This is a genomic window from Streptomyces sp. GL_148 (assembly GCF_057834205.1).
Window position 1 is genome coordinate 14,348 of record NZ_JBYQMC010000002.1, and the last position, 21,595, is coordinate 35,942.

General features: G+C 69.6%; 20 protein-coding genes and 1 pseudogene. 16 read left to right on the top strand and 5 right to left on the bottom strand.

Annotated elements, in window-relative coordinates; genetic code table 11:
* Positions 1 to 144 precede the first annotated feature (144 nt).
* On the bottom strand, positions 145 to 429 hold the full coding sequence (locus AC3IYI_RS39425; protein WP_489411930.1) for a hypothetical protein: 285 nt from the start codon (positions 427 to 429) through the stop codon (positions 145 to 147).
* 134 nt (positions 430 to 563) lie between these two features.
* On the opposite strand from AC3IYI_RS39425, the gene cpt reads away from it, so the two are divergent.
* On the top strand, positions 564 to 1,097 hold the full coding sequence (gene cpt, locus AC3IYI_RS39430; RefSeq protein ID WP_489410303.1) for a chloramphenicol phosphotransferase CPT: 534 nt from the start codon (positions 564 to 566) through the stop codon (positions 1,095 to 1,097).
* A gap of 45 nt (positions 1,098 to 1,142) precedes the next feature.
* Here the strand turns inward: cpt and AC3IYI_RS39435 are convergent, their stop codons facing one another.
* Positions 1,143 to 2,264 (bottom strand): IS630 family transposase, encoded by a 1,122-nt coding sequence (locus AC3IYI_RS39435; RefSeq protein ID WP_489410304.1) that lies wholly within the window; start codon positions 2,262 to 2,264, stop codon positions 1,143 to 1,145.
* A gap of 466 nt (positions 2,265 to 2,730) precedes the next feature.
* Here AC3IYI_RS39435 and AC3IYI_RS39440 point away from each other — a divergent pair, with 466 nt between their 5' ends.
* The 5 genes and pseudogenes from AC3IYI_RS39440 (at position 2,731) to AC3IYI_RS39460 (ending at position 7,135) form a co-directional block, all read left to right on the top strand.
* Positions 2,731 to 3,285, top strand: a complete 555-nt coding sequence (locus AC3IYI_RS39440; protein ID WP_489412247.1) for a DUF6431 domain-containing protein — start codon at positions 2,731 to 2,733, stop codon at positions 3,283 to 3,285.
* 103 nt (positions 3,286 to 3,388) lie between these two features.
* Positions 3,389 to 4,744 (top strand): transposase, encoded by a 1,356-nt coding sequence (locus tag AC3IYI_RS39445; RefSeq protein ID WP_489411931.1) that lies wholly within the window; start codon positions 3,389 to 3,391, stop codon positions 4,742 to 4,744.
* On the top strand, positions 4,741 to 5,556 hold the full coding sequence (locus AC3IYI_RS39450; RefSeq protein ID WP_326790575.1) for an ExeA family protein: 816 nt from the start codon (positions 4,741 to 4,743) through the stop codon (positions 5,554 to 5,556). The genes AC3IYI_RS39445 and AC3IYI_RS39450 overlap by 4 nt, the downstream gene beginning before the upstream one ends.
* A gap of 106 nt (positions 5,557 to 5,662) precedes the next feature.
* Positions 5,663 to 5,947 (top strand): annotated as a pseudogene (locus AC3IYI_RS39455) (dTDP-4-dehydrorhamnose reductase); the annotation flags it as partial.
* Between the two features lie 414 nt (positions 5,948 to 6,361).
* Positions 6,362 to 7,135, top strand: a complete 774-nt coding sequence (locus AC3IYI_RS39460; RefSeq protein ID WP_489411932.1) for a DUF5710 domain-containing protein — start codon at positions 6,362 to 6,364, stop codon at positions 7,133 to 7,135.
* 741 nt (positions 7,136 to 7,876) lie between these two features.
* Here the strand turns inward: AC3IYI_RS39460 and AC3IYI_RS39465 are convergent.
* On the bottom strand, positions 7,877 to 8,002 hold the full coding sequence (locus AC3IYI_RS39465) for a hypothetical protein (protein ID WP_489411933.1): 126 nt from the start codon (positions 8,000 to 8,002) through the stop codon (positions 7,877 to 7,879).
* Between the two features lie 217 nt (positions 8,003 to 8,219).
* Between AC3IYI_RS39465 and AC3IYI_RS39470 the strand changes: the two genes are divergently transcribed.
* Entirely contained in the window at positions 8,220 to 9,422 is a 1,203-nt protein-coding gene (locus AC3IYI_RS39470; protein ID WP_489411934.1) for an IS110 family RNA-guided transposase, read from the top strand.
* Here AC3IYI_RS39470 and AC3IYI_RS39475 read toward each other — a convergent pair.
* Positions 9,406 to 10,047, bottom strand: a complete 642-nt coding sequence (locus AC3IYI_RS39475) for a hypothetical protein (protein WP_489411935.1) — start codon at positions 10,045 to 10,047, stop codon at positions 9,406 to 9,408. The genes AC3IYI_RS39470 and AC3IYI_RS39475 overlap by 17 nt on opposite strands.
* Positions 10,048 to 10,736: 689 nt before the next feature.
* Between AC3IYI_RS39475 and AC3IYI_RS39480 the strand changes: the two genes are divergently transcribed.
* The 9 genes from AC3IYI_RS39480 to AC3IYI_RS39520 all read left to right on the top strand — a co-directional run bounded on the left by AC3IYI_RS39480 (position 10,737) and on the right by AC3IYI_RS39520 (position 20,041).
* On the top strand, positions 10,737 to 11,747 hold the full coding sequence (locus tag AC3IYI_RS39480) for a conjugal transfer protein (protein ID WP_489411936.1): 1,011 nt from the start codon (positions 10,737 to 10,739) through the stop codon (positions 11,745 to 11,747).
* Complete coding sequence (locus AC3IYI_RS39485) at positions 11,744 to 12,070, top strand: hypothetical protein (protein ID WP_489411937.1); 327 nt, start codon at positions 11,744 to 11,746, stop codon at positions 12,068 to 12,070. Before AC3IYI_RS39480 ends, AC3IYI_RS39485 begins: the two co-directional genes overlap by 4 nt.
* Before the next feature lie 59 nt (positions 12,071 to 12,129).
* On the top strand, positions 12,130 to 12,576 hold the full coding sequence (locus AC3IYI_RS39490; RefSeq protein ID WP_489411938.1) for a hypothetical protein: 447 nt from the start codon (positions 12,130 to 12,132) through the stop codon (positions 12,574 to 12,576).
* The gene (locus tag AC3IYI_RS39495; protein WP_489411939.1) at positions 12,576 to 15,143 is read left to right on the top strand and encodes an ATP-binding protein; all 2,568 of its coding nucleotides are present in this window, start codon (positions 12,576 to 12,578) and stop codon (positions 15,141 to 15,143) included. The genes AC3IYI_RS39490 and AC3IYI_RS39495 overlap by 1 nt, the downstream gene beginning before the upstream one ends.
* Positions 15,140 to 15,493, top strand: a complete 354-nt coding sequence (locus AC3IYI_RS39500; RefSeq protein WP_489411940.1) for a hypothetical protein — start codon at positions 15,140 to 15,142, stop codon at positions 15,491 to 15,493. Before AC3IYI_RS39495 ends, AC3IYI_RS39500 begins: the two co-directional genes overlap by 4 nt.
* Positions 15,490 to 18,081 (top strand): hypothetical protein, encoded by a 2,592-nt coding sequence (locus AC3IYI_RS39505; protein ID WP_489411941.1) that lies wholly within the window; start codon positions 15,490 to 15,492, stop codon positions 18,079 to 18,081. The genes AC3IYI_RS39500 and AC3IYI_RS39505 overlap by 4 nt, the downstream gene beginning before the upstream one ends.
* The gene (locus tag AC3IYI_RS39510; RefSeq protein ID WP_489411942.1) at positions 18,078 to 19,196 is read left to right on the top strand and encodes a C40 family peptidase; all 1,119 of its coding nucleotides are present in this window, start codon (positions 18,078 to 18,080) and stop codon (positions 19,194 to 19,196) included. The genes AC3IYI_RS39505 and AC3IYI_RS39510 overlap by 4 nt, the downstream gene beginning before the upstream one ends.
* Positions 19,197 to 19,533: 337 nt before the next feature.
* Entirely contained in the window at positions 19,534 to 19,761 is a 228-nt protein-coding gene (locus AC3IYI_RS39515; RefSeq protein ID WP_489411943.1) for a hypothetical protein, read from the top strand.
* Entirely contained in the window at positions 19,730 to 20,041 is a 312-nt protein-coding gene (locus AC3IYI_RS39520) for a hypothetical protein (protein ID WP_489411944.1), read from the top strand. Before AC3IYI_RS39515 ends, AC3IYI_RS39520 begins: the two co-directional genes overlap by 32 nt.
* A gap of 60 nt (positions 20,042 to 20,101) precedes the next feature.
* Here the strand turns inward: AC3IYI_RS39520 and AC3IYI_RS39525 are convergent, their stop codons facing one another.
* Positions 20,102 to 21,574: a DUF8189 domain-containing protein gene (locus AC3IYI_RS39525; protein WP_489411945.1), complete on the bottom strand. Its 1,473-nt coding sequence runs from the start codon at positions 21,572 to 21,574 to the stop codon at positions 20,102 to 20,104.
* Positions 21,575 to 21,595 lie beyond the last annotated feature (21 nt).

Sequence of the window (21,595 nt, forward strand, 5' to 3'; positions counted from 1 at the left end):
ATGAAGCGGGGGGACGGCGACACTCCTGTTGGGCACAGGCTGTGTCGGTGTCTGGGTTCTGATGGTTGCTTCGTGTGCGACGACACCGTGTGCACGAAGAGCTCGTGCACAACCGGTGGCTCCGTGGCTCCATCCTCGGGAGGATCAGTTCGTGGAGTCCCATTCGTCTGAGGTCATTGGCCTGGCGTCGGGGTAACGCCGTTGGATCTCACTCAGCACCCAGGCGTCGGCTGTGCGGACATCCCAGCTGGAACTGTCGAACTCCCTCAGGGTCAATACGAGTTCGTTGCCCGCGTAGCCCTCGAAGTCGCCGTCGATCGCCTGCAGGTAGGGCGCGTCCATGGCCAGCAACTGAAGGGTGGGGATTCCGGTGCCTGCTGATGCCTTCATCATCCGAGCGAACGCCGGGTGTGGCTGCTCGTCGAACATCTGAGCCTTCCATGTCAGCCCGAGTCCGTAACTCCCTAGTGCTCTGACCGGGAACGTTCACCGGGTTGTGGCAGCAGAGCAGTGTGTGCCGATATTTGTTTCGTGCCGTGGGTTACGCGCCTTACCGTGGCGCGGTGACGATTCAGATGATCATTCTCAACGGTGGTTCCGGCTCGGGGAAGTCCGGGATCGTACGGTGTCTGCAGTCAGTACTGCCGGATCCGTGGCTGGCGTTCGGGTGCGACTCGTTCGTCGACGCTTTGCCCGCGAAGATGCGGGCGTCGGACGGAGGGATCGTGTTCGCGGTGGACGGCGGGGTGAGCGTCGGGGCGGACTTCCGGGCGCTGGAGGCTGCCTGGATGGACGGCGTCGTGGCGATGGCCCGTGCAGGCGCCAGGGTCATCATCGATGACGTCTTCCTCGGCGGAGCAGGGTCCCAGCAGCGGTGGCAGAAGGCTCTTGGCGGACTGGCCGTGCTGTGGGTCGGCGTCAGGTGTGAGAGTGCGGTCGCCGCAGGCCGTGAGGTCGCACGAGGAGATCGCATCCAGGGGATGGCCGCGTCGCAGGCGGATGTGGTGCACGAGGCCGTGATCTATGACCTGGAGGTGGACACGACGCATACCGAGTCCCTGGTCTGTGCGCGAACCATCGCCGCCCGCGTCAGCTGATCGCTGGATCGGATCCCGGCTGCCCGGTCGGCAGCCGCAGTCCGCTCAGGCTGCGGCGGTGCTGGGGCGGCCTCCCCAGCGGATGCCCTTCTCGCTGCGGATGCGGGAGCGTTCGCGGCGTTGCGCGGCCAGGACGTCGGGGTGACGGGCGTTCGCGTTGCGCCAGCGCAGGTATCGGTGCAGTTCACGGGTCTGGACCGTGTGGTTGGGGTGGTGGGAGTTGGCGAGGGTGAACTGCCGCAGCGGCCCGAAGTGCGCCTCGATGGGGTTGGCCCAGGAGGCGTTGGTCGGGGTAAAGCACAGCTCCATCTTGTTCTTCCGGGCCCACTGGCGGATCTTGGCACCCTTGTGGGCGGAGAGGTTGTCCATGATCACGTAGATCGGGGCGCCGTCGGGGCGGGCGGCGCGGATGGACTTGAGCGCGGCCAGGCTGTTGGCGGTGCCCTTGCGGCGGTGGTTGACGCCCCAGAGGGTGTCGTCGCCGATGGAGTAGCAGCCGTGGAAGTAGGTCACGCCGTGGGTGCGGTGGTAGGTCGCCGGGATCCGGTCGGGCCGGCCTTGCTCGGCCCAGCAGGATCCGCCGGTCGGGCGTATGCCGAGCGGACCGAACTCGTCGAACGCGAAAACGCGGTCGGGGAAGCAGTCCAGGACGTGCTCGATCCGGTCCAGCTTGGCGTCGCGGTCGGGGTCGGTGGACTCCTTCCAGGTCTTGGTCCGCTGGAAAGTGACGCCGCGTCGGGCGAGCAGGCAGCGCAGGGCCTCGCGGCCGAGGCGGATCACCCGGCCGTGGACCCTACGGACGTAGGCGGCGAGCTTGCGGATCGACCAGCGGGTGAAGGGCTGGCCGAGCTTGACCGGGCGGGTGGTGGCCGTCTGAACGACGAAATCCTCGTCCTCAAGACTGAGTTGGCGGGGACGGCCTCCCGCCCATCGAGGGTCCAGACAGGCCAGGCCGATCTCGTTGAAGCGGTGAATGACGTCGCGCACCGTGTCCTCGTCGGCCGCCACTAACCGGGCGATCACCGGCACGCGGTTCCCGCCGGCCGAGGCCAGCAGCATCATCGCCCGCCGGTAGCGCACCGAACTGGTGCTGCCCCGACGCACGATCTGCTGCAGCCGCTGCCCCTCCTGATCAGTCAGTCTGCGGACCTTGACCGGATCTGCCACCACGCCTCCACACGCTGACCGGGATGTCAGCCCCCATCCAATCGGCCCCAGCCTCAGCGCGGGCAGAAACCCGGTGAACCTATGCGGTCAGAGCACTAGTCGGACCAGAAGCTCAGCCAGGGTGACGTAGCGGCGATCAGCCGGGCCGCCCGTGTGAAGGGCATCGTCCCGCCATGCAGCAAAGGTGACCATCTGCATGGTGGATGGCGTTTCAGTCATTGCCTCAGCAACCTGCTTCGATCTTGGAGAGTCGCTACTTCCAGCTCTTCCATTGTCCGAGCTCGCACCATCCAGACGAAACGATTTGGGTCTCGACCTGGTCCGTGGGAGCACAGCAAGCCAAACAGGGCAGACAGGTGATCGGGCAAGTCGAGCATGACCGGTGGTCCGTTTGGAGAGGTTCCGGCTGATCGTTGCAGGTCAGGTGGAGGTGTCGGTGCTGGTTGTCGACTCGGACGGGCTGTTGGTGGAGCGTCAGCTTCGGCAGGGTCGCCTGAATTGTCCGGCATGTGGGGCGGTTCTCGCGCCGTGGGGTCACGGCCGGCCGCGGTCGATCCGGGGTGATCTTGGGGCCCGGCTGTTTCTGCGGCCGCGCCGTACGCGTTGCTCGGGCTGCAAGGTCACGCACGTGCTGCTGGCGGAGGTTCTCTGGCCGCGGCGGGCGGATGCTGCCGTGGTGATCGGGGCCGGGCTGGAGATAGCCGCCCTGGGCATGGGACACCGCCGAATCGCCGCCCACTTGGGCTTGGCCGAGGGCACGGTCCGTGGCTGGCTGCGGGCGTTCGCCGAACGGGCGGAGGACGTGCGCCGGCATTTCACCGTCGCTCTGGTCGCGCTCGCGGACGACCCGGTGATGCCGGATGCGGCGCCTTCGACGCTCGCTGATGCGGTCTCGGCGGTCGCGGCCGCCCATCGGGCGGCTGCGACGAAGTGGCCGGGGATGCTCACGGTGTCGCGGTGGGAGTTCGCCGGGAGGGCGATAGGCGGGAGGCTGCTGACCTCGTCTTCTTCCGCTATTTGATCAACACGGGCCGCCCCTGGGCGGGATCGGAGGGTGCCGGAAGTCTTGATCGTGTCCGCCGGCTGAGCGGCGGGCGTTGTTCGAGACGTGAGGTGGGTTGCCTATGTCACCGAGTGAGGACGAGGACCGTCGCCGGGCGGAGCGGGCCCGGCAGGTGGGCCTGTTCCGTTACGGCTTGATCCAGGATTTGATCGACACGAAGCTCACGACACGCCAGCGCGGGAAGCTCGCCCGCGAACTGGCCGCGAAGGAGCACACCGACCCGTTCGGCCGACAGGTTCGGGTCGCCCGCGGCACGCTGGACCGCTGGGCCCGTCACTACCGCGCGGGTGGGTTTCCCGCGCTGGTGCCGGCCCAGCGGCAGGTCACCCCACGGACCCCGGTCGAGGTGCTGGACCTGGCGGCCGCGCTGAAAAAGGAGAACCCCGCCCGCACGGCCGCGCAGATCCAGCGGATCCTGCGGACGACTCAGGGCTGGTCGCCGACCGACCGGACGCTGCAGCGTCACTTCGCTGACGCCGGCCTGACCGGCGCCGGCGGCGAGAAGAGCGTGTTCGGCCGGTTCGAGGCCACCCGCGGCAACGAGCTGTGGACCGGGGATGCCCTCCACGGACCGAGGATCGGCGGGCGAAAGACGTACTTGTTCGCGTTCATCGACGATCACAGCCGGGCGATCGTGGGCCACCGGTTCGGGTTCGCGGAGGACACCGTCCGCCTGGCCGCCGCTCTGCGGCCGGCGCTGTCTGCCCGCGGGGTCCCGGAGTCGATCTACGTCGACAACGGGTCGGCGTTCGTGGACACGTGGCTCTTGCGGGCATGCGCCTCCCTGGCCATCCGCCTCACGCACTCCAAGCCCGGACGGCCTCAGGGCAGGGGGAAAATCGAACGGTTCTTCCGCACCGTCCGTGATCAGTTCCTGGTCGAGCTCGATGAGGAACGTGTCGGTCAGATTGAGCATCTCACCGAGCTGAACAGGCTTTTCACCGCGTGGGTCGAGACGGTCTATCACCGCACGGTGCACTCGGAGACGGGGCAGCCTCCGATCGAACGGTGGCTGGGTTCGATTCCCCGGCCACTGCCGCTGCCCAGCCCCGCTGATCTTCGGGAGGCGTTTCTGTGGTCGGAGTTCCGGACCGTGACGAAGACCGCGACGGTCAGCCTGCACGGCAACACCTACGAGGTCGATCCGATGTTGGTCGGGATGAAGGTCGAGCTGGTCTTCGACCCGTTCGACCTGACCGAGATCGAGGTGAGGACCTCGGGCAAGAGCGCGGGCAAGGCGGTCCCGCATCGGGTGGGCCGGCACACCCATCCGAAGGCGAGGCCGGAGACACCGCCGGAGTCGGCCCCGCCGACTGGAATCGACTACCTGAAGATCCTCGACGAGACACACACAGCGAACACCGCGAAGGGCATCAACTACTCGTCCCTGATGGACGACGGGCGGGGACCGCGATGATCGACCGCGTTCAGGGGTACTTCGGTTTCACCCGCGTCCCCTTTGGCCGCAACCTGGCCCCGTCCATGCTCCACCAGCACCACTCCCACCGGGAAGCCGCCGCCCGCATCGCGTGGTGCATCAACAACAGGGCGATCGGCGTGGTCACCGGCGAAGTCGGATCCGGCAAGACCGTCGCCCTCAAAGGCGCCGTCGCCTCGCTCGACCCGGCCCGGTTCACGGTCATCTACCAGCCCAATCCCGAGGTCGGCATGCGCGGCCTCTATGACCGCATCGTCACCAGCCTGGGCGGGACCCCCAAGTTCCACCTGGCCGCTCTCGCCACCCAGGCGTCCGCCGCGCTGGCCGCGGAGGTCGACGAACGGGGCAGGACGCCGGCCGTGGTGATCGACGAGTCGCACTTGCTCGACCACCAGGAGCTGGACGCGATCCGCATGCTCACCAACTACGACATGGACTCCACGACGCCGTTCGCGGTGTTGCTGATCGGCCAGCCCACCCTGCGCAAGCGGATGAAGCACGGCGTCCTGGCGGCCTTGGATCAGCGGATCTCGATCAGCTATCAGATGCCCACGATGAGCAGGGAGGAGACCGCCAGCTACATCAAGCACCACCTCACGATCGCCGGGCGCGAGGACACGCTGTTCTCCGACGACGCCGTCGAGCTCATTCACCTCACCAGCCGCGGCCTGCCGCGATCGGTCAACAACATCGCCTGGCAGTCCCTCATCGCCGCCTTCACCGAGGAGAAGGGAATCGTCGACGAGTCCTCCACCCGCACCGCCATCACCGAGACACACGCGACAGAGTGAGCACGAAGCCGACACCGTGTTCACGACGACCCCGGCGGCCTGACGGCCGCCGGGGTCGTTTCATCCCTCCCCATCGACAACCAGCGCGTCGCCCTCATGCTCATCTTCAGCGTCGCTCAACAAGCTGGCCACCGCTGACGCGACCGGAATCCACCACCTCGCCGGCCCCGACGCCGTGAGCCGCCACGAACTCGGCACCCTCATCGCCAAGCGGGACCGGCTCGACGCCTCGCGGCTCCCCACCGGTCGACGGGCCGAAAGCACCCTCCCCGGCGCCCTCGACGTACGCCTCGACAGCCAGGCCACCCAGCGCGGTCTGCGCACCACACTCCGTGGGGCCCGGCAATTCCTGCATCGCACTGGCGTAGCAGCCCAGCCTGTAGGCCAATGAGCGCGCGGTGGCTGGCCTGGGCTTTGTCGGCGGGTTGAGCAGCCTGACGGCCCTGCCTGTCGTGTCGTCCGTCGCTGGATATGTGCCGGAGGGCACTCCCGCACTGGTGGCCGCTGGCGCGTTCGCATTCCACGCCGTGGCTGGCCTCGCTGTCAGCTGCGTCCGACGCACTCGCGGCTGAACCGTAACCCGTCCGCCGGGCCCGCCTGGGGTTGATCAACGGATAGGCGGGCGGCGACCTGCCTGAAGGAAGGCGCCTTCGGTCAGCCACACGTTGACCCGGAGGGCCGCCTCGACGTCGAGCTGGAAGATCGCTTCGAATTAGAACGATTGCGCCATTGTCTGACGTGTTGTCAGTGGTTGTCTCTAGAGTGAAGTCCACCAACTGGCCTACCAGCAACAGGGAGCGATCGCATGGCAGTTGAGCGGATCTGGCTGGATGTTCCGTTCGCGGAAAAGGACGAGGCCAAGGCGGGTGGAGCCCGATGGGACGGGACCGCCCGGCGCTGGTATGCGCCGCGTGCTGGGATGGCCGACCTGGAGCGCTGGACCCCCGGGGTGGACATCCCTGAGCTCTTGCCAGGCGAGGACCGCTCGCTCGGCAGCGGGTTGTTCGTCGACCTCGTGCCGAGCAGTTGCTGGTTCACCAACGTGCGGTCCTGCGTCGCACAGAAGGACTGGGACCACCTCCGCCGCATGATCTATGGCCGCGCCGGCGACCGCTGCGAGGCGTGCGGCGCGGGCGCGAACCGGGAGGCAAAGCGCTGGTTGGAGGCGCACGAACGGTGGAGCTATGACGATGCCACGCGTGTGCAGACCCTGAAGCGGCTGATCTGCCTGTGCACCGATTGCCACACGGCCACACACTTCGGCTTCGCCCAGATCCGCGGGCTCGCGCCCCAGGCCCGCGCCCACCTGATGAAGGTCACCAAGATGACCGGCGCCCAGGCCGACCTACACATCGCTTCAGCATTCGACCTTTGGACGGCCCGATCCCGCATCACGTGGACGCTGGACCTGAGCATGCTCACCGACGTGGGGATCACCCTGGCCCCGCCGCCGGACGCGGCCACCCGCGCCGATGTGGCCCGCAGGACCCTTGCTAATGAGGCCGGTACCGGCACGTCCAGCGGGTTGCCCCGGCAGTCGGGCGCCGGTGCCCGGATGGAGGCACGCGGGAGCCGGTAGTGCCTTCCTGCGGGTTCGGCCGCCGGGCTGTCAGCCGAACCGCAGCCCTCGGCACGATTCGGTGCTGCGGGCAGCGACCTGTCTGATCGAGGGCATGCCCAAGTCGGCGGCCGGACTCCGGCGAGTCGCTTCGTTGTCGAGCTGTGCAAGTTTGTCCTCGGCGCCGGCGAGTCTGATGCGAGGCCCTCCAGCTCACCGAGCCATCCTTCACGCCCGGCTTCCACGCAGCAACAAGGCGAACTCCAGTCCGCGCGGCTTTCAGTCGGCGCGACGATGCCCCCACCTGGGCGAAAGAGGGGCATCGCGCGGTCGAAAGCGGCGGGAGACCTCGCGCACGCGCAGGGCCCTTCGGGCGGGAATCCCAGCGTCGAGGTGTTAGGCGGTGGCGTAGGGGTTGATGATGCGATGCGGTCGGCGGGCGGTCGCCATGACGTTCGGGGGGGGAAGCCGGGTGCAGCGTAGGGGCGTCCCTTGGTCTGCCCGATCGCGGTCAGCACGCCGGCCTTCGTCAGCGCCTGCAGGTACCGGGTTGCCTGCTGGGTGTTGATCGCTTCCTGCCGCTCGTAGCGAGAACGCCGCGCTCGGCCCACCATCGCGACCTCGTGGAGAGCTGTGACCTGCCGCTCACTGATCCCCTGCGCCTCGGCGTGCTCCATCAACTCGATCCAGACCTGGTTCGAGCAGTCAACCCGGTGCTGGACCCGCTGGGCGCCTGCAGCCGGGGCGGCAGGGTGGTCGCAGTCATCCGAGGTGGTGGGTGGTGATGCGGGCGCCGACGAATCGTCCGGCTGCGGCGGCCTCGCGCATGAGGCGGGTCTTCGTACGCTGATCCTCTGCGGGGACGTCGCTGATCCCTGCCTTCCCCACGTACATGACGCTCCGTAAGTTGTTAGGTGGCCCGGGAGGGCCGGGTGTGGCTGATGACGCTCTGCCTTCAGTGGCTTGGATGGAGTGGCCGCCCGGCTCTTCGGGGCGCCCTGGCTGCTGATTGAGATGTGCGCGCTTCGTGCGGTCGCTGATTACGGAGACGACAGCGGGGTGTTCCTCGGGCCGACGGCAAGTTGCGCGGAACGAGGAGGGGCAAGTGAGTAAGCGGCAGGCCCGAGTCTGGGTGGGCATCGATGCAGGCAAAGGCCATCACTGGGTGGCAGTCGTCGACGGGACGGGTGCGACCTTGTGGTCGCGGAAGGTCGACAACGACGAGTCGGTGATCTTGACCGCCATGGGCGAGATCCTGGAGCTGGCCGACGAGGTTCGTTGGGCGGTGGACATCTCCGGCACGTCCTCCGCACTGCTGCTGGCCCTGCTCGCCGCCCATGGCCAGCAGGCTGTGTACGTACCTGGCCGCACGGTCAACCGCATGTCCGGGGCCTACCGGGGCGAGGCGAAGACCGACGCGCGCGACGCCTATGTCATCGCTGAGACCGCCCGCCACCACAACGACTTCTCCACGATCAACGTGCCGGCCCAGCTGACTGCCGATCTGGCTCTGCTGACCGCCCACCGATCGGATCTGGTGGCCGACCGGGTGCGGATGATCAACCGGCTCCGTGACGTACTGACCGGTGTCTTCCCCGCGCTGGAACGGGCCTTCGACTACTCCGCTCACAAGGGTGCCCTGGTGCTGCTGACCGGCTACCAGACCCCGGCCGCCATCCGCCGCCGAGGGCGGGCCCGGCTGACGGCCTGGCTGGCCAACCGCAGTGTTCGGGGAGCTGACACAGTCGCGGCTACCGCGCTGGAGGCTGCCCGGGCCCAGCAGACCGTGCTGCCCGGCGAGCATGTCGCCGGGCAGATCGTCGCCGACCTGGCCGCACAGATCTTGGCCCTGGACGACCGGCTCAAGCGTGTCGACCAGCAGATCCGCGAGACCTTCCGCAGTCATCCGCAGGCGGAGATCATCGAGTCCCTGCCCGGCATGGGGCCGATACTGGGCGCCGAGTTCGTCGTGGCGGCCGGTGACCTGTCAGCCTACGCCGATGCTGGACACCTGGCATCCGCGGCCGGCCTGGTGCCTGTTCCGCGTGACTCCGGTCGCCGCACCGGTAACCTCCACCGCCCCAAACGCTACAGCCGCCGTCTGCGACGGGTGTTCTACATGTCCGCGCAGACCAGCATGATGCGTGAGGGGCCGAACCGGGACTTCTACCTCAAGAAGCGCGGCGAGGGCTGCAAGCATGTTCAGGCAGTCATCGCTCTGGCCCGCCGAAGGGCGAGCGTGCTGTGGGCGCTGCTGCGTGACGGAAGGACATTCACCTCCACCCCGCCCATCACACAGTCGGCTTGACTCCGTCATTGAGACTCCAGCCGAACTGCTCGACGCCAGCAATCCACTGGGCCGGAGGGTGGATCGGGCCGGTGTAGAAGATCGTTCCGTCGGGCTCCATCACCGTCAGCTCCGAGACGTTGTCCGGCCCCGGTGTGGTGTAGGCGGCCAGCCACTGGTCCGCGCGCGGCGGGGCCTGGCGCATACGGCCCACGGCAGAGAAGCCTCGAGCCAGGACTCGGGAAGCCAGAACGTCCATGAGCTCGGATCCCGTTCCCGTGCGGAGGAAGACCGGCGCCCCGATCTCTGCGAAGAGCGTGGGGAGCACAGAGCGGCCGTGCTCGACGGCAGAGGCGGTCATCAGCATGGGTACCCCCTCGTCCGGCGCCGCCGGCGCGGCCGTGGTGCGAGGGGTGCGGGCTTCGGGAACCCGGACGACGGCCGAGGCGTGGCAGCGGGCGTGCGCGTATCGCACGTGGGCGACGTGGCCGCCGATCCGGACGACCACGTTGGCCGGCTCATCCGGATCGATCCTCGTCTCGCAGCCGACGCACACCGCGTTGGCGAGGGTGACCGCCCCGGCCTGGGCGATACCGTCGGGCCCGAGTACGGCGCGTACATCGGCGCTCATACGAATGTCGGTCATTCATCGCTCCCCGGAGATCGTTCCACGCCGCTCTAGTGGTACCCACTGCGGTAGATCCACGCACGACCGGCGGGCAACTTGACGACCGGACCCGCGCCCGCCCCCGTGAACATCCGCCGCCACGCGTGACGTTTCGCCAGGGTGTGGGGACGGGTTCCGTGGCCTGCACCGGCAGGGGCGTGCTCGGGGGCCATGCCCGTGCCGCCAGCGTCCCGATCCCCGCGCCCCGGCTCACCCGGAACCGCGAGGGACCGGTGGAGTCACGGTGCAACGGACCAGTCAGTGTCCGCGCACCGACGTGGCCGGGCCGCGTACCGCGACCACCCCCTTGGACGCCCCGCACACCAGGGACCATCTCGGCTCCATGGCGCCACCCTCCTCGGTCACCAGGCCGTCCATCCGCCCGACTGGAGCCGGTGAGTTGCTGGGGGACCAACCAGTGATGTCCCCAGCCACCCGGTGAGAAGCGGGCCTGTAGGGCTGTGACCTGCGGTGGGGAGGTCGTGGTAAGTCACCGTTCCGGCTGTATCTCACCTGTGATGTCGGAGGGATTGCCGTGGGGAGCGGTCCGGTGAGGACGCCGCCGTTTCGTGGGGCAGAGCAACTCCCCTCCCACGGAAGGCGTCGCCATGAGTCCCACTCCCCTACGCCGGAGCCGTACGGCCCGGCGGACACCCGCCTCGTCAGCTGTGTCTCTGCGCCGATCCCGTCCCGAGACCGTTCCCGGCCGCCGCCCGGTCTCCCGCGGGCCCCGGTTCGCCCGGTTCGGGATCTGGACCGCGCTCGCGGCCGGTCCCCTGGCCTTGGCCGTCGCCCTGGCCTCGCCGGAGACGACGGTGGCCCAGGCCGCGCCCACCGCGCGCGTCTCGGACGGCGTCCGGCCTCCGGCCGAACCGGGCGGTGTGGCAGAGATGTTCGTGGAGCTGTGGCTGCGCTCCGACGCGGCCGCCCCGGACAACGGTGTGGCGGCGGCCGTGCGAACGTTGGCCCCGCAGGCAGAGCTCCCCAAGTGGCCCCGCTCCAATGCGGGCACCCCGGTGGCTGTCCGTGCGGTCACGGTGCGGACGTCGTGGGCGCCCGGCGGCGGGTGGACGGCAGTGGTCGCGGCATACCCTGGCCGGGCCCAGGAGGCGGTGCCCGCAGCGCCGAGCAGCCCTGCATCCGGCGGTGGCGCGCTGGTGAGGTACTTCGCGGTGTCCGGGACCGGAGGCAAGGACGGCGGCCCGGTCACGATCGGCGGTTCGCCGGCTGAGATCGCCGCCCCGGACGCTGTGCCGGTGCCGGACTCCGGGTTCACCCACTCCGTCCCGTCCGCGGGGGCGTTGGCGACGTCGCTGGGCGAGTTCGTCCGCGCCTACCTCGGCGGTCAGGGGGCCGGTCTGGAGCGGTACCTGTCGCCGGGACTGGCGGTGTCTGCACCGAAGGCCGCTCCGTACGTCCGGGTGAGCGTCGAGAACGTAGTCGCGGACGCGGAGTCCGCCGTCGGCGCTGCGGTGCCTGCGGACGGGGCTCGGGCGCGGGTACGGGTCCGGGTGATCGGTGAGGACCAGGTGGGGGTGCGGTGGCCGCTGGTCTACCGGCTGGAGGTGACCGCTCGGGCCGGACGCTGGGAAGTCAGCGGGCTGGAGGCCGGCGTCACCGCGCCGCCCGCGGGCGCGGCGTCTCGTTCCTCTGCTGCTGTCGCGGGTGGTGCCCGATGAAGGCGACGAACACCGTGATGCTGGCGGGCAAGCTCGACGAGCTGGGCGACTCCCTGCTCGGGACGGTGGGCGACTGGGGCGAGGCGGGGCTGAAGGTAGCCCTGGTGGTGCTCGTTATCGCCGCCATCGTCCGCCAGTTCTCCATCAAGGCCGCGATCGGCGCGGTCCTCGGGCTGATCGTCGTACTGAGTCTCTACGCCTCCCGCAACGACCTCGCCGGCATGTTCACCGACGAGGTCAAAAACCCGGCCAACGGTGCCGGATCCATCACCCTCGAAGTCAGCCCCCGCGCCACAGCGGACGGCCATGGGGGTGCCCTGTGAGCACGGCTGCACGGACGCGTGTCGCGCGGGTATACACGAGCGCGCGTCGGCATCCGTGGGTGCTGGGCAAGCTCGGGGACTGGACGATCTGGTTCGGCCCCTACACACCGGCGCAGCTGGTCGTGATGGGCGGCGGCGCAGTCACGCTGGTCAAGACGTACGCCTGGTGGTCGTGGGCGGGGCCGGTGCCGATCGTGCTGTGGCTGGTCGCGGTGTGGGCGGCGCGCGGCGCGCAGATCGCGGGGCAGAATCCGTTCACTGCGCTGCTCGGGGTGCTGACCCTGCTGGCGCGGCATCCGGCCGGGCGGATCGGTGGGCACGTTGCCCGCGACCGGCGGCCCTCCCACGTGCGGGGCCGGTTCGTGATCGAGGCGGCACCCGAAGTGCCGCCCGGCGTACCGGCCGTCGTGGCCGAAGGGGCCGCGGCACGCGACCGTGCGGCGGCCGGATCGGGCCTGTCGCGGCTGCTTGCGGATGCGGCCGGGCCTGTGGGGAGGGCGGCGTGATGCGGACCCTGTTTCGGCATGTCGCCGGGCACCTGCTGTGGTCGGCCACGGCCAAGGTCTGGGCGGTGTGGCGGGTGACGCCCCTGGCGGGGGGCTACCTGCCTGCCGCGGTTCACCAGGAGCTGCTGGAGCGCATCACCTCGCTGGTGCGCTCCATGCCCGGTATGGAGCCGCGCCTGTTCGTGCTCGCATCGCGCACCGATCCCGGTGAGGTCGCCGAGCGGATGACGGCGGGGACGCAGTGGTGGGAGCTGGCAGGGTGGGCGGAGACCTGCGCCGCGGCCGTTGATCTCCTGACTGGTGAGGAGATGCACGAGCGGACCCTGTGGCTTGCTGTGCCGCTGCCCAGTCGGGGCGGAGCCGTGACGGCGTCCCTCGCCGGCTTGTACGCGGAGCTGGCGGCGGCGCTGGACCTTGCGCCGGTTGCGGTCTCCGAGGTGGAGGTGGAGGCGGCGTTCGCGGAAGCCGAGCGGATCCAGACCTCATTCGGTGGCGGCCTGGGGCTGCGGCCTGCGTCGGCGGCGGAAATCGTGTGGATGGTGCAGCACGCGGTCCACCGCGGGCTCGGTCAGGAGCCGCTCCTCTCGGACGCCGAGCAGAGCCCCCACTACGGCAGCCAGGTCCGCGCGGGAAAAATGCACTCCCCCTCGTACGCCGATCTGGGCGCGATCCGGCTGGCCGAGGGCGGCCAGGACACCCGTAAGGAGACCAAGACGGCGAGTGGTCCGTGGTGGCGGTCGGCTGGCATGTCCTCGCCGGTGGGCCGGCGGTGGCTGCAGGTCGAGTCCGAGGCCGGGACCGGCTATCAGGCGCACCTGGTCCTGGCGGAGCTCCCGCCGGCGGTGTCGGTCCAGCACGCCGACGTCCTGGCCCAGCTGGAAGGACTGCCGTTCCCGGTGGACGTCGCGGTGGACCTGCGGGTGGTGGCGGCGAAGAAGGCCCGCGCGCAGGTCCAGTGCAAGAAGCGCGAACTGCTGGACCAGTCCGGGCAGTACGGTGCGCAGCCCACCGGGATGCCGCATTCGCTGCCTGAGGCGGCCGGGGATCTTGCCGAGCAGGATGCGCGGATGGCGAGGACCTCGGTCGAGGTCGAGGTGCAGTCCGTGACCGTGCTCACCGTGTGGGGGCCGGACGCTGCGACCTGCGACGCGCGGGCGAGGACGCTGTCGGCGGTCCTGGCCGGCGGTGACTACCGGCTGGTGCGTCCGTATGGGATGCAGGAGGAGCTGTTCGCTCTGGGTCTGCCGGGCGGGGTACGGGCGCCGAAACTGCAGCAGTTCACGCAGCACCAGCTCTCCGAGGACTGGGCCGCCTGCGGCGCGTTCACGCTGTCGCGGGTGGGTGATCCGGCGGGGATGCTGGTCGGCCACGACCTGGACAGCGGCACCATCCGCCCCGTCCTGCTGAACCCGGCCGATGCCCCGCAGGTCAACGCGTCCGCGTCCAGCGCGGTGGTCGGGGACCTGGGCGGCGGCAAGAGCGTGCTGGAGAAGCTGGTCACCGGTGCGGTGGTGGACCGGGGCGGTCGGGCCATCGTCATCGACCGCACCCCCATCCGGGAATGGGCGTCCTTCGGGCAGTCGGCGATGGGTGAGCGCTGCCAGGTCATCGACGCCGCCCAGGCCCGCATCTCCATCGACCCGTTGCGGGTGTTCGGCGGGCCGGTCGGCGCCCACTACGCCCTGTCCTACCTGGCCCTGCAGCTGGGGGTCGGGGCGATGACCACTGCGGGCGCCGTCTTGCACCACGCGGTCGAAGAAGTCGTGGCCGGGCCGGAGCCGTCGATGGGCAAGGTCCTGGACGTCTTGTCCGCGTTGGCCGAAACCGGTGGGGGCACGACCCGCGGGGACACGGCGGCGACCATGGCCGACCTGCTGCGGATCGTGCGTGGAAACCCCCTCGCAGCGATGGTCTTCGACCCGGACCTGCCGCCGGTCACCTTGGACGGGGACCTGGGCGCCGACCTGGTCGTCTTCACCACCACCGGCCTCACGCTCCCCCCGAGGGAAGCCTTCGCCAATGCGGAGGTGCTGCGTCAGCAGCCGCTGGAGGCCCTGATCGGGCGGGCGGTGCTGTACCTGATCGCGGCGATCGCCCGGCAGGCCGCGTTCACGCAGCCGGATCGTTTCTGCTCCGTCGTGGTGGATGAGGCCTACTGGCTCACCTCCTCGGCGGAGGGAGCCGCGCTGGTCCACGAGATCTTCCACGACGGCCGCAAGCACGGTGCCGGCGCCTTTCTGGGCGCCCACGACGAAGCGGAACTCGGCCCGGACCGCGCGCTGATCGCCTACCGGTTCCTCGCCCGCACCACCGACCGGGCCCGCGCCGCCAAGGGACTGGCCTTCCTTGGCCTGGACGGCGCGGACGAAGACCTGCTCCGGCTGGTCACCACCGGCCTGTCACCGGTCGGTCAGGCAGGGCGCGAGGGGGAAATGCTGCTGCGCGATCCGCGTATGCAGGTAGGCCGGATCAAAGTGGTCGTCCCCCCGGTACCGCGCATCAGCGAATCCATCTACACCACGCCCGGCCGTGCAGGCCGGACCGAGGCCTCCGGGGGGAAGCGATGAACCGCACGAACGGTGTCCGACTGCTGCTCGTCACGGCCGTCACCCTGCTCCTGCTCGCCTGCACCGTCGCGGCCTGGGCACTGCCCCACGCCCGCCCGACTGCCCCAGGGGCCGCGGTGTCCGCCTCAGAGCCGGCTGTAGGGGAGCCCTGCCGGTGGATCATCGGCAGGGCCCACGACTCCTGCACGCGGAACACCACCCCGGCAGCCGCCGCGGCGTCCGCGCCGGTGCCTCAGCGGGCGGCATTGTGGCCCGGCGTGCTCGACGCCCGTACCGGCCTGCTGTTGTTCTCCACCATTGCTGTTGCGGCCGCCATTGCTCTGGTGTCCACCGCGGGACGGCGGCTGTGATCACGCGCTTGCGCCTGGACCGGGGAACCCTGAGGGCGGCTGGGTTCGTCGCGCTGATGACGGTCGTTTTCCTCACGGTGAACACGGCCGTCGCCGCCGCGGCCGACGGCGGCGGCACCGTCGGTGGGGGGCTGCTGGCCCCACTCAACGTGGCCAGCTCTGAGGGTGTCCCGCTGGACGGCTACGAACTGGGTGCCGACGGGGGCCCTGTCCTGAATGTGTCCGGCCAGTTCCAGGTCCTGGTGCTGGGGGGACTGTTCTCGCTGGCACGGCTGCTGGTCGGACTGTGCTGCTGGCTGGTCGACTTCGTCTTCGACTTCCCCCTGCTGCGTCTGTTGGCTGCCCCCGCGCAAGACCTTGCCGATACCTACAACACCCACGTCGTCGATGCCCTGGGTCTCAAGGAACTCCTGCTGGGCTGGGCGTTCATCTTCGGCGGCATCGTGTTCATGCGCGGGAAGGCCGGCACCGGACTCGGGGAGATCCTTCTAACCCTGGTCATCGCGGCCTTCGCGGCAAGCGCCTGTATCCGCCCGGACTACCTCCTCGGGCAGGACGGCCCGCTCAACCAGGCCCACGAGGCTGCCATCGAGGTCGCCCAGATCACCACCCGCAGCTACTTCGGTGAAACCGGAGCGGGCGTGTGTGGGGCGGTCGTAGGCCCCATGCGCGACACCTGCTACCGCGAGGAAGCGCAGGCTACGAGCGTGGTGAAGCCCATCCAGGACGCGCTGACCGACGCCCTGGTCGTCAAGCCCTACATGTTGCTGCAGTACGGAACTGTCCTCGACCCGAAGGACCCGGCCGACAAGGCCGCTTACGAAGTCCACCTCGCCTGGGTCGCCAAGCTCGACAAGAAGCAGCCGGGCTCGGGCAATAAGGACGTCTGCCGGAAGATTCGGGGCCCCGCACGGGCCTACTGCGAGGGCCGCAAACCCCCAGGGGTGGGGCTGGTTCCCCAGGATCCGACGGAGATGCCGTGGGATCGCAACACGGCCGACCCGGAGTTCATGAAGATGCTCGCCGGTCTGGAGAAGGCCGGCGATCGGGGCAAGGACGCGGCGGCGTACGCGAAGCAGCCTTCCTGGGACCGGGTCGGCGCCGCCCTGCTGCTCCTCGTCGCGGTCGTGGTGATCGCGCTGATGGTGATGTCGATGGTCCTGGTCATGTTCGGCGCTCAGGCCGGCGACGCGGCCGCGGCCGCGTGTGGTGGTGTGGCATGGGTGTGGGCGATGCTGCCCGGCCCCTCCCGGATGGTGCTGTGGCGCTGGTTCGGGGTGTTCATCGTCTCCGTGATGGTGTCCTTCGTCGCCGCGATCATGCTCCCGTTGTTCGGGATCACCGTCCATGTGGTGTTCTCCCGCAGCGGCCCCGATCTGATGGTGGAGCGGCTACTGCTCCTGGACGCCGTCGCGGTGGCTTTCCTCGTTTTCCACCGCCGCATGATGGCCGCCGCGTCTACGTTCGGGCAGCGCATGACCACCCGGATGCGGTTTTCGAAGGTCGGCGGCAGCCACCTCCGCGGCGACAACAGCGAGTTCGGCGCCGCCCTCGCCGTCCACGGCCCACGCCCCGGCGCAGGCTCAGCCGGCTTCAGGGGGGCCGGGTCCTCACCCGCCCACAGCGCGTTCGGGACGCGCCTGCGCTCGCTGGGCAGCCTCGCCACCCTCACCGACCCCACCGGCATGCCGTTCACCCCGGGCCGGGCGATCGGCGACGCGCTCGCCGAGGGCCGCCGTGGCATCACCCCCCTGGCGCTGGCCCTGCGCGGCGCACACTCCCTTTTCGTCGGTCCCCCGCCCTCCCGCCACTCTGCGGCCACCGCCCTCCATCGGGCCGCTGGCGGCCAGCAGCATCCGGCGGGAGAGATGCAGGTCGACCAGCAGACCGGGGAAGTCCTGCACGATCCGGCAACCGACCGGCCCTTGCTCGGGTCCCGTATCCATCAGAGTGCCTCCCGGCTGCGCGGCTACCGCATCACCCACCGGGCCGGCCGCGTGGCCTACGGCGCGACCTTCGGGCTGCCCCGGACCCTCCACGCGGCTCGGACGACGGCGAGCGAGTACACCCAGGACGCCTGGACTCAGCTCCGCGTGACAGGTAACCACCTGAGCGATGACGCCTTCGCCTGGGGCCAAGGAGGCCGGGCCGTACGCAACGGTGTGGACCACGTTGGGCAACGGCTGGCCACCGCCTGGCAAGTCAACGACCCCGCCGCCGCCGTCCGCAACACGGCCATCGCTGCCACCATCTACACAGCTCCCCTCACCACCGCAAGCCGTACCCCGCCTCCGCGGCCCACCCCCACGCCCACGCCTACCCCGACAACCCCGACCACCATTCCCACCGTTTTCCCCACGTCCACACCTGCCCCTCCGATCCGGCCAGGCGCCGCGGCTCCTGCCGCCCCGCCCTCGCCAACCTCTCGCCCGGATCCGTCTCTCGCCCGTTCCGGTACGGCGGCCGGACCGCGATCCGCAGCCGGCACGGACCCGGCGGCAGAGGCGAACGCCGCACGGTTGCGGGCGAAGTTCGAGGCCCGCGCCGCCGAGCGCCGCCGCCGCGAGGGGGAGGGCGAGGGCCTGTGAGCCGCTGGAAGAAGATGGGCTGTTTGGGTGTGCTCCTGCTGGTGGCCGCCGCCTGCTGTACCGCTCCGGTCCTGCTGGCCGCCGTCTCGGGCCAGGCCTCGGCAGGGCAGGGCGCCCCGCCGAGCGCTGGTGCGGCCGGTATCCCGCAGCGGATGCTCACCGCGTACCTCACCGGCGCCGCCCAGGTCACCGCGCACGTCTCTGGATGCAGGGGCATGCGCTGGCAGATCCTCGCCGGGATCGCCCGGGTGGAGTCCGACCACGCCCAGGGCCGGCAGATCACCCCAGGCGGAGACATCACCCCTCCGGTGATCGGCCCCCGCCTGGACGGATCCGGAGCAGGCGGCAACACCACCGCGATCCCGGACACCGACGGCGGCCGCTGGGACGGCGACAGCGAGTTCGAGCGCGCGGTCGGCCCCTTCCAGTTCCTTCCCGCCACGTTCGTCGCGAACGGCGTGGACGGCAACGCCGACGGCACCCTCTCCCCGCACAACGCCGACGACGCCGCCGCCTCCGCAGCCGTCTACGTGTGCGGCAGGGGCCGGAACCTCACCGACCGCGAGCAGCTGCGCGCGGCCCTGTACACCTACAACGCGTCGTGGGCGTACGTGGACGACGTCCTGTCGGGCATCGACCGCTACGACTCCCTGGGGAACACACCCACCGTCCCCTCCGGAAACATCGGCACTCTCATTGCGGCAGCCCTCGCCCAGCAGGGCGTCCCGTACTCCTGGGGTGGTGGCGGACCGTCCGGGCCCAGCACGGGAATCTGCTGCTCGCCCGGAGGGCAGGACGGCCGCACCGTCACCGGCTTCGACTGCTCCGGACTGACCCAGTACGCCTACGCGCAAGCCGGCATCACCCTCCCCCGTACGGCGGCCGCCCAAGCCGGCACAGGGCAGCGCATTCCCGCCGCCGCCGGCTTCGCCGCACTCCAGCCCGGTGACCTCGTCTTCTACGGCTACAGCCCCACCGCTGACTCCACCATCCACCACGTCGGGATCTACCTCGGCGACGGAAAGATGATCAACGCACCCCGGCCTGGTAAATCGGTCCGCATTGACCCCGTGACGGCCATGCCCGATTACGCGGGCGGGGCGAGACCGCTCTGAACTCTCCAGTGTAGGTTCCGATTAGAGATGTCAGTGTCCAAGCAATCTGTCTTCAACTTGGCACTAGAGGGGGTTCTCTTCGGTCCAACACTCTCCCAGAAACGCGGCAGCCCCTCTCGGCTGGAGATCCAGCCTTTCGTTGGGTTTACCCGGCTTCTCGTCCAGGTTACTGCTGGTGAGGGCCAGTGTCTTGGTGTCGTTGACATCGGACACGAAGCGGCTGCCGTGTCGGCTGGTTCGGGCAAAGCGCTTACGACAGATAGCGGGACGGTCCGGACAACGTATCGCCGGGCTGACGGGCGGCAGGTCGAGGCACCTCTCGACCGAGTGTGACGAAGTGGCCCGCGGCCTCCCGGTACGCGAATTCCGCTGGTACCGCGCGCAGAAGCACTACTCGGGCTGGTACCACGCCGCGACGACAGGACGGCTGGTGGCCTACGAGAGCCGGCTGGAGCTCGTCCGCATCCTGCTCGCTGATTTCGACCGCACGGTCGTGGAGATCGCGGCTCAACCGTTCCAGCTGACCGGCCGGGATGGCGACCGCATTCGTCTATCACCGGAGTGAGTACGACGGGCTGGTCATCCCGCAGTGGCCGAAGGTATCGCTGTCTCCGCTGGAGATGCTGCGGATCGGTCTGGGCCGGGCCGGACGGCGGCGGATGTCGGCCCGGCCTGAGCTGGCGTTCGAGTTCCTGGTGGCCAAGCCGCACACGATCCAGCACTACGGGGTCGAGGTCGACGGTCTGCGCTACAACGGCCCGGTGTTGGCCGGGCTGGGCAACGCGACCAGCACCTACGGGACTGGCTTCGGCCGGCAACTCAGATCGGAACCTACACCTCTGTAGGAGCGCAGTGGCCGGGGGCCCATTCGTAGGGTGGGCACCCGGCCAGTCACGCCTGCCGGATCAGCTGATCGGTCCGCCCAGGGATTCGGTCTGCCAACCAGCGGTGTACCAGGCGTGCTGGAGTGCGCCGTCGGCACCGCGAACGAAGACCTCAAGGATGTCGTTGTAGGCGGTCGCGGTGGGATTGCCGCTGGCGCTGATCCCGGGGATGGTCGTCGTGCCCCAGGCGTCGTGCCACCACGCGTTGAACAGGCCGCCGCCGGACTGGGCGAACACCTGGAGCTCGCCACGGAACTCGGTCAGTGCCGGGTCGCCTGCTACCGTCGGCCAGTCGTACTGGGTCTCGTTGTTCCAGCGGTCGGTGTACCAGCTGTGCTCAAGGCGGCCGTTGACGCCGCGCGACCAGACCTGCAGTTGGTCGCTGTAGACCATGGCCGCCGGGTCGCCCGCGATCAGGCTGCTGCCCGGCACGATCGTGGTGCCCCAGCCGGCCGCCCCCCACCAGGTGTTGAACAGCTGGCTGTCGGCGGTGCGGGCAAAGACCTGGAGCTGCCCGCGGAACACGGTGACCGTGGGGTCACCGGCAAGGCGTTGGTTGGACCAGAGGCTCTCGGAGTGCCAGGAGCCGTCCCACCGCAGGTGCTTCAGGTATCCGGCGGTGTCCCGGTAGAACACGTGCAGTTCGTTGTTGTACACGGCCACCCCAGGCCGGCCGGCGACGTCGGAGGAGAACTGCTCCGACCTCCAGGTGTCGCCGGAGTACCAGACATGGGCCAGCTTGTCGTTTTGGCCCCGGGCGAAGACCTGAAGCTGGCCGTTGTAGGTGGTGACGGCCGGGGTACTGCGGATCGAGCCCGCCGGGGTCTCGCTCATGACCGCGGACTGCGGCGCTCCGCCGTCCGGCCACCAGGTGTGACGCAGACGATCGTCGGGTGTTCGCTCGAACTCCTCAAGCGTCTGGCCGTACTGGACGGCCCGGCCGTTCGACGACCCGCTCGGGGCGACGGGGGTGCTCAGGCCAGCCGGCGCGATGTACGCGCTCGCGCGCTGACCGCTCGCGTTGTAGCCGTTCTTCCAGTTCCAACTGGTGCGCTGCACGGTGTTGCTCTCGTTGCCGCCGACCGTGGTGACGGTGTCACCGGAGACGGCCACCACGATGTTCACGTGATCGGCGTAGGTGCCGGTGCCGTTCAGGTTGTAAACGACCGCGTCTCCGACGTTCGGCACCTGGTCGACGGTGTGTTTGTTCACTCCGTACCGGTAGAAGTCCACCGCACTGATGTTGAGGCCGCCCAGATCGGACACACCGGCGTGCTGCCAGATCCAGGTGGCGAACACCGCGCACCAGCCGGCGCCGGGGCAGTTGCCGTAGTACGAGCAGGTATGCGGCTGGGCTGCCTCCTGGTTGGCGACGCGGGCGATGTCCGAGGCGGTGGCCGCGAGCGCGGACGGCGCCGCCGCCAGCGTCGCGCCGGCCGCGAGGGACAGGCCCAGAGCGGCGGTGGTGATGCGGTGGAGCAGGGGTGATTTCAAGATCGACTCCTCAGCGGGATA

Coding starts and splice junctions, on each gene's coding strand:
- AC3IYI_RS39425 (WP_489411930.1), bottom strand. CDS start 429: ATGTTCGACGAGCAGCCACACCCGGCGTTCGCTCGGATGATGAAGGCA.
- AC3IYI_RS39445 (WP_489411931.1), top strand. CDS start 3,389: ATGTCACCGAGTGAGGACGAGGACCGTCGCCGGGCGGAGCGGGCCCGG.
- AC3IYI_RS39450 (WP_326790575.1), top strand. CDS start 4,741: ATGATCGACCGCGTTCAGGGGTACTTCGGTTTCACCCGCGTCCCCTTT.
- AC3IYI_RS39460 (WP_489411932.1), top strand. CDS start 6,362: ATGGCAGTTGAGCGGATCTGGCTGGATGTTCCGTTCGCGGAAAAGGAC.
- AC3IYI_RS39475 (WP_489411935.1), bottom strand. CDS start 10,047: ATGACCGACATTCGTATGAGCGCCGATGTACGCGCCGTACTCGGGCCC.
- AC3IYI_RS39485 (WP_489411937.1), top strand. CDS start 11,744: ATGAAGGCGACGAACACCGTGATGCTGGCGGGCAAGCTCGACGAGCTG.
- AC3IYI_RS39495 (WP_489411939.1), top strand. CDS start 12,576: ATGCGGACCCTGTTTCGGCATGTCGCCGGGCACCTGCTGTGGTCGGCC.
- AC3IYI_RS39500 (WP_489411940.1), top strand. CDS start 15,140: ATGAACCGCACGAACGGTGTCCGACTGCTGCTCGTCACGGCCGTCACC.
- AC3IYI_RS39520 (WP_489411944.1), top strand. CDS start 19,730: ATGGCGACCGCATTCGTCTATCACCGGAGTGAGTACGACGGGCTGGTC.